Origin of the sequence: uncultured Corynebacterium sp. (assembly GCF_947253065.1) — a bacterium.
Classification (GTDB): Bacteria; Actinomycetota; Actinomycetes; order Mycobacteriales; family Mycobacteriaceae; genus Corynebacterium.
Genome location: NZ_CAMXWS010000049.1, coordinates 1 through 8,954, shown reverse-complemented (window position 1 = coordinate 8,954; position 8,954 = coordinate 1). Strand labels below are relative to the sequence as shown.

Annotated in this window: 9 protein-coding genes; 4 read left to right on the top strand and 5 right to left on the bottom strand. The window is 59.2% G+C overall.

The window, feature by feature from the left end; genetic code table 11:
* From treS to Q0X21_RS09320, 3 genes are all read right to left on the bottom strand, one after another.
* On the bottom strand, positions 1 to 1,246 hold a 1,246-nt coding region (treS, locus tag Q0X21_RS09330), incomplete at its 3' end, for a maltose alpha-D-glucosyltransferase (protein ID WP_297851610.1).
* Positions 1,239 to 2,375 carry a MalY/PatB family protein gene (locus Q0X21_RS09325; RefSeq protein ID WP_297851609.1) on the bottom strand — a complete coding sequence of 379 codons (1,137 nt, stop codon included), beginning with the start codon at positions 2,373 to 2,375 and terminating at the stop codon, positions 1,239 to 1,241. The genes treS and Q0X21_RS09325, both read right to left, overlap by 8 nt.
* Before the next feature lie 10 nt (positions 2,376 to 2,385).
* Entirely contained in the window at positions 2,386 to 4,203 is a 1,818-nt protein-coding gene (locus tag Q0X21_RS09320; RefSeq protein WP_297851608.1) for an ABC transporter ATP-binding protein, read from the bottom strand.
* A gap of 51 nt (positions 4,204 to 4,254) precedes the next feature.
* Between Q0X21_RS09320 and Q0X21_RS09315 the strand changes: the two genes are divergently transcribed.
* Together Q0X21_RS09315 and idi are read left to right on the top strand one after the other, a co-directional pair.
* Complete coding sequence (locus Q0X21_RS09315; RefSeq protein WP_297851607.1) at positions 4,255 to 4,794, top strand: hypothetical protein; 540 nt, start codon at positions 4,255 to 4,257, stop codon at positions 4,792 to 4,794.
* A complete protein-coding gene (idi, locus tag Q0X21_RS09310; RefSeq protein ID WP_297851606.1) occupies positions 4,795 to 5,307 on the top strand; it encodes an isopentenyl-diphosphate Delta-isomerase in 513 nt (170 codons plus the stop codon). It abuts the gene before it with no gap.
* Here idi and Q0X21_RS09305 read toward each other — a convergent pair.
* Complete coding sequence (locus Q0X21_RS09305; RefSeq protein WP_297851605.1) at positions 5,258 to 6,286, bottom strand: carboxylesterase family protein; 1,029 nt, start codon at positions 6,284 to 6,286, stop codon at positions 5,258 to 5,260. The two genes, idi and Q0X21_RS09305, sit on opposite strands and share 50 nt — an antisense overlap.
* A 20-nt stretch (positions 6,287 to 6,306) precedes the next feature.
* On the opposite strand from Q0X21_RS09305, the gene Q0X21_RS09300 reads away from it, so the two are divergent.
* Both Q0X21_RS09300 and Q0X21_RS09295 read left to right on the top strand, forming a co-directional pair.
* Positions 6,307 to 6,450, top strand: coding sequence for a hypothetical protein (locus tag Q0X21_RS09300; RefSeq protein ID WP_297851604.1), 144 nt, complete (start codon positions 6,307 to 6,309; stop codon positions 6,448 to 6,450).
* Positions 6,451 to 6,456: 6 nt separating this feature from the next.
* A complete protein-coding gene (locus Q0X21_RS09295) occupies positions 6,457 to 6,597 on the top strand; it encodes a hypothetical protein (RefSeq protein WP_297851603.1) in 141 nt (46 codons plus the stop codon).
* Here the strand turns inward: Q0X21_RS09295 and Q0X21_RS09290 are convergent.
* The gene (locus Q0X21_RS09290) at positions 6,584 to 8,677 is read right to left on the bottom strand and encodes a 4-alpha-glucanotransferase (protein WP_297851602.1); all 2,094 of its coding nucleotides are present in this window, start codon (positions 8,675 to 8,677) and stop codon (positions 6,584 to 6,586) included. The two genes, Q0X21_RS09295 and Q0X21_RS09290, sit on opposite strands and share 14 nt — an antisense overlap.
* Positions 8,678 to 8,954 lie beyond the last annotated feature (277 nt).

Genomic DNA, 8,954 nt, shown 5'->3' with positions numbered 1-8,954 from the left:
CGGGCAACCAAATATTGTCGCCCATGCCGATTTCATCGCCGTAATAAAGGAATGGCGAGCCCGGCAGGGACAGCAGCAGCGCGTGGGCCAGCTCAAGGCGATCGCGGTGGCCGCCCAGCAGTGGTGCGAGGCGGCGGCGGATGCCCACATTGGCGCGCATGCGCGGATCGGTAGCGAACGTGCTGTACATGAAGTCACGCTCTTCCTCGGTAACCATTTCGAGCGTCAGCTCGTCATGGTTGCGCAGGAAGATGCCCCACTGTGCGGTCTCCGGGATATCGGGGGTTTCGCGCAGGATGTCGATGATGGGCTGTGCGGTCTCCTGGCTAATGCCCATGAAGATGCGCGGCATGACGGGGAAGTGGAAGGCCATCTGGCATTCGTCACTGTCACCGAAGTATTCGACGACCTCATCGGGCATCTGGTTGGCCTCGGCAAGTAGGAAACGGCCGGGGTATTCCTCGTCGAAGATCGTGCGGACACGTTTGATGAACTCGTGGGTCTCGGGCAGATTCTCGCAGTTCGTGTCTTCGCGTTCGAAGAGGTAGGGAATGGCGTCGAGGCGGATGCCGTCCATGCCGAGGTCGAGCCAGAAACGAATGACATCAATAACGGCATCTTGTACCGCCGGGTTGTCGTAGTTCAGGTCAGGCTGGTGGGAGAAGAAACGGTGCCAAAAGTACTGCTTGCGCACCGGATCATAGGTCCAGTTGGATTCTTCGGTGTCCACGAAGATGATGCGGGCATCCGCGTACTTCGTGGGCGTATCGGACCACACGTAGAAATCGCCGTAGGGGCCGTTGGGGTCGCGGCGGGATTCCTTGAACCACGGGTGGGTATCGGAGGTGTGGTTGATGGGGAAGTCGGTGATGATGCGGATGCCGCGCTTGTGGGCAGCGTCGATAAGCGAAACGAAGTCTTCGACCGTGCCGAATTCCGGCAGTACCTTGCGGAAGTCGCGGATATCGTAGCCGCCATCGCGCAATGGCGAATCATAAAACGGCGGCAGCCACAGGCAGTCAACACCGAGCCACTGCAGGTAGTCGAGCTTTTCCTCGACGCCCTTCAGCGTGCCGGAGCCGGTTCCGTCCGGGTCGTAGAAAGCGCGAACAAGGACCTCGTAGAAGACGGCGTCCTTGTACCACTCAGGGTCGGGGCGCTGCCAGGGCTCATTGCCTGGTGCGGGGGCTGGGGAGTCGTAATCGCTGGCATCAGCTTCGACGAGGAAACCTTGTGGGTCAGTCATGGGCACCAAGAATAGCGGTAGAAATCCGGTCGAGGGCTTCGCTCAATATTTCGGGGCTGGTGGCGAAATTCAAACGCGCGTGATGCGCACCGCCCGCACCGAAGGTCACGCCCTCATTCAGAGCAACTTTCGCTTTTCGACGAATCCACTCCGCCGGCTTTTCCTCCTTCAATGCCGTGCCACTGAAATCCAGGAACATCAGGTAGGTGGCCTCTGGTTTGGTGAATTCGATGCCGGGGATGGCCTCAGGGAGGTTCTCCACCAAGAAGTCGCGGTTGGCCTTGAGCGCCTGCAGTTGATCATCCAGCGCTTCTTGCCCGTGGTCGTAGCAGGCTTGCGCAGCGACGATGCCCAAGGTGCCAGTGCCATCCTTGGCCACACCGGTCAGGCTATTCCAGGTGTCCACGTCTTCTTCGTTACTGAAAATCATCTGGGCGCATTTCAGGCCGGCGACATTCCAGGCCTTGGACGTCGCGGTGACGGTGAGGCACACATTCGCAGCGGTCTCGTTGACGCCTGCGGCACAGATGTGGGTGCCGTCGTAGACGATGGGGGCATGGATTTCGTCGACAAGCACGCGTGCACCGTACTTGGCGGCGATATTGGTCAGCTGCGCCAGCTCTTCAGCATCGAAGGTGTAACCCCACGGATTATTCGGGGCGGCGAGCAAGATTGAGCCAGCACCATTCTTGAATGCTGCTTCGACCTCCATTAAGTCGAGACCGTCCTTTGCCCCGACCTCGACCATCTCGCGGCCCGCGGTGACGGGGAGTTCCAAAAACGGTGGGTAGGACGGCACAGGAACGATGACGGGAGAGTCCGGTTTGGTGAAATACTGGATGCCCAGCAGCATGCCGCGGACAACATCAGCGACAGGAAACACCCACTCGGGATTCGGCTGCCAGCCATAACGGGCGGCATAGAAATTGCTCAGGGAATTTCCCAGCGTGTGGTGGGCAGGCGTGTAGCCCAGCATCTCGCGGTCAACTGCATCTTGGATCGCACTCTTCACTGGTGCAGCAGTGGGGAAGTCACTTTCGGCGACCCATAGGGGGAGCACGTCGTCCCCGAACTGGGTCCACTTGCGGGTGCCGCGGGCGCGGAGGGTCTCAAGATCTGGAAACTGCATGGCCTCCAACCTACGCCTTGAAACCGAAAGCCTTGAGCCTCTTTCGATCCGCTGCCGACGACGAGGCGGTTAGGGCGAGAAGCTCTGAATAAATACCGCCGGAGGTAGCCAGCTTCTCAGGGCTGCCGATCTCATCGATGTGCCCATCCTTGAGGGTGATGATGGTGTCTACGCTGGCAATCGTCGATAAGCGGTGCGCGATCATGATGGTGGTGCGGTTCCTCATCAACTCGTCGAGCCCAGTTTGGACCGCGCGCTCGGACTTGGTGTCAAGCGCTGATGTTGCCTCATCCAGCACGAGCAGCGGGGCGTCCTTGAGCATTGCTCGCGCCACGGCCACGCGCTGCTTCTGGCCGCCGGACAGACGCAGGCCGCGCTCGCCGATGATCGTGTCGTAGCCATCGGCAAAGCTGGAAATGAAGGTGTGCGCATTGGCGCGCTTGGCCACCGCGATGATCTCTTCTTCTGTTGCATCGGGCTTGCCATACGCGATGTTCTCGCGGATCGTCCCGGAGAACAAGGCTGGCTCCTGGAAGACGACTCCGACGGACGCGCGCACCCGCTCAATATCGGCGGTGTCGATGTCCTTGCCGCACACAGTGAGCGTGCCATCCGAAATCGGGTACAGGCCCAGCAAGAGATTGACCAACGTGGATTTGCCGCCGCCGGACTCACCGACGAGCGCGACCTTTTCGCCGTGGCGTGCCGTGAACGAGATATCCGAGAGCACCTGCTCGTTTTCGTTGTAGGCGAACGACACATCGTCGAATTTCACAACCGGCTCAGCTGCTGGCAGTGGCGTCACGGGAGTGGTGTCCAGCTCCGGCATATCTGCTGCCTCGGTGGCGGCGACGACCTGAGTATTCGCGGATTCCTCGATCTCTTCGTCCATCACCTTGAAATAGTCACGAGAACCAGCGATTGCGCGCTGTGCGGAATCCACCAGCCAGCTCATCATCTGCACTGGCTGTTGCGCCATGGTGACCAGCTGAATGAGCATGACCATGTCGCCGATGGAGAACCGGCCGTTGTACGTCTCAATGAACAAGATCAGGTAGATGCCCAAGAAGACCAGGTTCATGGCCATGCCGCGTGCGACATCCATGCTGTGCCACCAGCGCGATTGCGGGCGAGTCAGATCGATTGTGCGCCCGTAGTGCTTGCCGAATTTCTCTAGCTCACGAGTTTCTGCCACGAAAGACTTGGTTACCTTGACTTGGCCGACCACTTCTGCGAAACGCCCATTGGCCAGGTCGATCTCTTTATTCTTCTCTCCTTCGAATTTCTGCCACCGCTTCGACGTCATCGCCGTGAGGACGAGATAAATCGGGAAAAGCGTGAGAAGGAGCAAAGTGAGCGGCCAATAGAAGAAGGCCGTGATGCCCAGAATGGCGATCACCTGCAGCAGCATCGGCAACAAAGTATTGGAAAAACTCTGCACTGTCTGCGTGATATTCATAATCGAGCGGTCGAGCCGCGCGATGATCGTGCCAGTGACCTGTCCGTCGAAGTATTTCTGGGGCAGTGACAGGAGTTTCGCGAAATAGCGTGTGGAAAGGACCTGCCTGATGCGGGCGGCGACGACATCGCCCAAATAACCGCCGATATTTCGCATGAACGTATTCGCGGAATACGCAGCGAAAAGCGCGATAGCGAGCCAGACGATCATGGAAAGATCGCCCTTGTCCACAACCGTGTCCACTGCTTCACGGACGATGAAGGGGGACACGAGGTTGAGCGCCGCCGCGACGGTTGAGATGAGAATAATACCGACGTAATAGGGCCAGAGCGCCGATGCGCTGCCCATGACTCGAAATAGTGGCTGCACGTACTCCACTGTAAAGTGAGTTGGAGTTTCGTCGAAAAGGGAAGGCTCACCATGACGCGTTCGGTTCTAAGCTTCGCAGCGCTTGTTTCATCAGCACTCCTGCTGGCTGGCTGCGGCGACGAGGGCATCGTCGGCCAAGAGGGCGAGACGATCACACCGACCACAGGTGTGGCCACGCCGACTGAGGAACCGGAGTCTTTTGAAACCCACGACGCGGATCCGCTGACCACGAATGAGATCAGTGGCGACATCGTTGAGGACCCGGGCATGGATGTGTCCTACAAATGGCAGGGCACCAGCAGCGCACCCAATGGCGGCACGGTTGTCACCGTCGCGGTGACGAACCACTCGGACAACATCATGCCGCCGGAAGCACTCGGGGAGCCGGAGCTGAAGTACCAAGGCGGCAAAGAGAAAGCGAGCCGTATCAGCGCCGAGGACGCTGGCCTGGAAATCGATGGCCTGGACCTTCCGCTGGGCAAGGGCGCGACGATGAATGTGCAGTACGTCTTTGATGTCAGCATGGGCAATCTGGGCGATGCCACCTTCAAAATCGGCAATGTCATCTTTGAAGGGAATTTGAATAACTAAATGGATGAGCTGGTGGTGCTGTGCACCGAGGACGGTCAAGAGGCAGGAACCGCACGCAAAACGGAAGTGCACACGGATAGCACCCCGCTCCACTTCGCGTTTTCAACATGGCTTTTCGACGACGAGGGGAACCTGCTGTTGACTCGTCGTGCCCTGTCGAAGCAGACGTGGCCGGGCGTGTGGACCAATAGCTTCTGTGGCCACCCAGCTCCGGGCGAGAGCTTTGAGGAAGCAGTGGTGCGTCGTGCCCGCGAGGAATTGGGCACCACGGTCGCTGAGATCCGCAGTGTCTTGCCGAATTTCCAGTACCGCGCGGTGGACGCATCCGGCATCGTGGAAAACGAGATCTGTCCGGTCTTCTTCGCACGCCTTGATGGCGAGCTGAATCCGAATCCCGATGAGATCGCCGAATACGAGTGGACCCGGATGGCGGACCTGCGCGAAGCGGTCGCTCGCGTGCCGTTTATTTTCTCGCCGTGGCTGGTGGAAGAGCTAGCGGAGTTTCCTGCTTAAGGTTTGTCTCGCCTGTGGTGGCGTAGTGGACAAGCCACTCGGTGAGTGGGCCACAAAAAAGCGGAAATAGCTCATCGCAGTGCTGTGACTCACCGGTGAAGGTGACTTTGTGTACCTCGCCGGGAGCGCGTTCCACCACATCGTTGACCCAGCGCAGAATGATCTTATTGGTCAAACGTGGACCAATGATGGGGTGCTGGAATTCCTTCTCATGGCATGAAATGACCAGGGGGATCTCGGCCATTTCGGTTGGGTCAAGCGGATTGGGGCCCAGCGCCATGTCAGTGGGGTAGCGCCGGCGCAGTCGCTTGTAAGCACGCTCCAGAGTTGTTGGTTTTGCTTTATTCAGCCACGTCCTGGTCGTGGGGATCCGCAGTGCTGATTTCCGTTTCTGGAAATTCTTATTGGGAAAAGCAGGGGCCATAGCGATTGCCCGCCGGAAAGCCCCGCGGTAGTGATCCTTGCGCATGAGCCACAGCACGACTGCCGCGCCGGCGCTTTGTCCGCTGAGCGTGACATTGGTCGGGTCGCCCCCGAAAGATTCGATATTGCGCTGCACCCACTCGAGCCCGAGATTCACATCGTCCACCGCACGGAAATGATTGGGCTGGTCATCGAAGAAAGGCACGAGTCCTTCAAGTTTCTTCCGGTACCCGATGCGCACGAGGATCACGCCCTGTTCGGCGAGGGCTTCACCGGGGGAGGCAGGGTCTTCGTGGCTGCCTTCCTCAAATCTTCCGCCGTGAATGTGGACGATGACGGGAGCATCTGTTGCATTCTTTGGCGCGACGATGGAAAGGGCGACTTTGTCTGGGTTGGGCTCCGTGGCGTCGATAAGCAGGCCCTTTGGCGCGGGCTCCGCATCGTTGAAGGGCGCAGGAAAGTGTGCGTATTCGATGGCATGGAAATAGCTGATGCCACCGTCTGCTGTACCGATCACTGTGCCGGCTGGGCACGTCACTTCAACGGGGGAGCTCATGGGGCCTAAGCTTAAGCGACATGTTCGATCTCACGCAGGTAAGTCCGTGGCTGCAGGTGCCCATCATTCTGGCGATCGCCCTTCCGGTCGCTGGAATCGCGGCTGTTGGTGTGCTGCGCCTGGTGGACTGGCTGGCTGCCGTGGTAAGCGGTGACGTAGAGTAAGAAGCCATGGCCAATCCGGAAGACCTGCGCAAAGAGGACATGAAGCTGCCGAAGGCGCGGAGAAAATACCCACGCTCCCGCGTCACGCAGGCACTTTGGGTGCTCATCGCCCTCGTTCTGGTGATGGGGCTAATCAGCCTTTTCTAGCGCTCGCCTCAGCCATCTTGTGGAACAGCTCGATGTTCTCAAGATCCTCAATCAACACCGCATTACCGTTCTTATCGCTCAGCGGCACGCACCAGTTCTTGTACTGGGTTGAATTCGTGCCCGGCTGATTCTGAATGCGGGTATCGCCGACCATGTCCACCAAATTGGTGCACGTCAACGCTGAACCAGTAGAAGCGATGAAGCGGGTCAGGCCCAGGACCAGATCGTCCACATCGCCGCGCTCATCGCGACCCAGACCGGTGAAATCGGTGTGCGCAAGAGGCGTGCCCTCGAAGAAGCCGTGCTCACGTGCGGTGTTGAGCACATGTCCCTGCCAAGCAACGTCCTCGGCATCGAGCTCCTCAAAGGAATCATCGATCAGGCCCAACTGATCGCGCAGCTGATTGTGCGCGCCTGAGAGATACCCCGCTGTTGGCGGGAGATCGTGGGTGCCCACCGAAGACAGCGCGAGGTTGCGGTATTCCTGCGGGTGCATCGGGCGCTCACCAGTCGGGGCATGCTCAAACCAGACCACAGAAGTGCCCAGCACACCGCGGTCACGCAGCTCGTCTTGTACCCACGGCTCGAAGGTGCCCAGGTCCTCGCCAACCACAACAGCATTCGCGCGGTCAGCCTCAAGCGCGAGAATGCCCAGCATGGCCTCATGGTCATAATTCATGTACGCGCCCTGTGCCGGGGTACCCATGCGCGGGATCCAGAACAGGCGGAACAGGCCCAAGATGTGGTCGACGCGGATGCCACCGGAATGACGCAGCACCGTCTGCAGCAATTCGCGCCACGGTGTGTAGCCCGCCTCGGCGAGCTTGAACGGATTCCACGGTGGCTGGGACCAGTCCTGGCCCTGCTGGCTGTAGCCGTCTGGCGGCGCACCGACGGATGCATCTTGAACAAGCACGTCGCGCAGGGTGAAAGCATCAGCGCCATCCGGGTGAACGCCAACAGCAAGGTCGGTCATGATGCCGATGGACATGCCCGCATCAAGAGCCGCCTGCTGCGCAGCCTTGCGCTGGTTATCTGCCACGAACTGAAGCCACATGTAGAAGCGAGCCAGCTCATCAGAATCCGCATCGAGTTCTGCGCGGGCACACCAGCGGGCGTATTCGACCAAACCCTCGCCTTCAGCTTCGACGAATGCATCGAATGCTGCGTGGTCGCTCGATTCCTCAAAGACATAGAACAGCTCAGTTAAAGCAGCCAGCTTCGCTGCGAAGATCGGGTTGCGCTCAATGAAATCTGAAGAGGTATTCAGCGCTTTGAATTCGGCGGCGAGTTCTTCGATATCGGCGCGCGTTTCAGCGTCGATAAGCGCGTATTCCGGCACATCCTCGACCGAAATGTAGATCGGATTGATGAAGCGACGGGACGTGGGCAAATACGGCGAGTCCTCGATCGGCGGGAGGGGCTCGGCGGCGTGCACCGGGTTGATCAAGAGGTATTCCGCGCCGTGGCGGGCAAGAACCTTGGCCAGCTCGCCCAGGTCATGGAAATCGCCGATGCCCCACGACTGGGCGGAACGCACAGAATAAAGCTGCGCCATCACGCCATAAGCCGGGTGGTTGAGCAGATCGAGATTACGGCGGATCGCCTGCGGAGTGACCACAAGCGTGCACGATTCCTCAATCCCGTCGGATTCCAAGTGAATCGTGTGCCAGCCCGTCGGGATATCGCCGCGGGTATGGAATGTCGCCTCGCCCCAACCCTCAGTCGGCGGCGCCCAATTCTCATCCTGGTAAACGGGAGAGGTCTCACCATTTTCCAGCGTGATCCACACGCGCGCCGGGGCGCCATCGGGGACGTGAATATTGAAATAGGTCTCGCGGCCCTCACGCGCAATCACCACCGGGGGTAGTGGACGGGTGGACCAATGCGTGCGCCACTCATGGAGCGCGTCGGCGAGCTCTTCCGGGGCGGGGTCATCCGACAGGGGGACATCCAGCGCCCTCAGCAAATAGACCAGTGATTCGCGGGGCGAAGCCACGATCTCGTTGTTCAGGCCCCGGTAGGTCATGCTGAAACCGTAGGCGGTTGCTAGTTGCTCAAGCAGTTCCGTATCAGCCACAACAGCCCATTGTGCCAAAAGAAGACACGGCAGAAGATATTTCCCCTGCAAAAGTGGGGATCCTGATGCGCGGTGAGCTACAAGGCAAGGGTACGGTCTTTGTTAAGTAGCCCACACCGAGGGAGGTTTACCCGTGACAGCACAGGAATCCAAAGTCTTCACCAAACCCGCTGAATTTGAGCTCGCCCCTGGCGATAACTGCTTGACCTTGATGCTCGCGCAGTGCGAGAAGCATCCTGATCAGGTCTTCTTCTCCCGCCCAGAAGGGCGCGAGTGG

Coding starts and splice junctions, on each gene's coding strand:
- Q0X21_RS09315 (WP_297851607.1), top strand. CDS start 4,255: ATGACGCGTTCGGTTCTAAGCTTCGCAGCGCTTGTTTCATCAGCACTC.
- Q0X21_RS09300 (WP_297851604.1), top strand. CDS start 6,307: ATGTTCGATCTCACGCAGGTAAGTCCGTGGCTGCAGGTGCCCATCATT.
- Q0X21_RS09305 (WP_297851605.1), bottom strand. CDS start 6,286: ATGAGCTCCCCCGTTGAAGTGACGTGCCCAGCCGGCACAGTGATCGGT.
- idi (WP_297851606.1), top strand. CDS start 4,795: ATGGATGAGCTGGTGGTGCTGTGCACCGAGGACGGTCAAGAGGCAGGA.
- Q0X21_RS09295 (WP_297851603.1), top strand. CDS start 6,457: ATGGCCAATCCGGAAGACCTGCGCAAAGAGGACATGAAGCTGCCGAAG.
- Q0X21_RS09325 (WP_297851609.1), bottom strand. CDS start 2,375: ATGCAGTTTCCAGATCTTGAGACCCTCCGCGCCCGCGGCACCCGCAAG.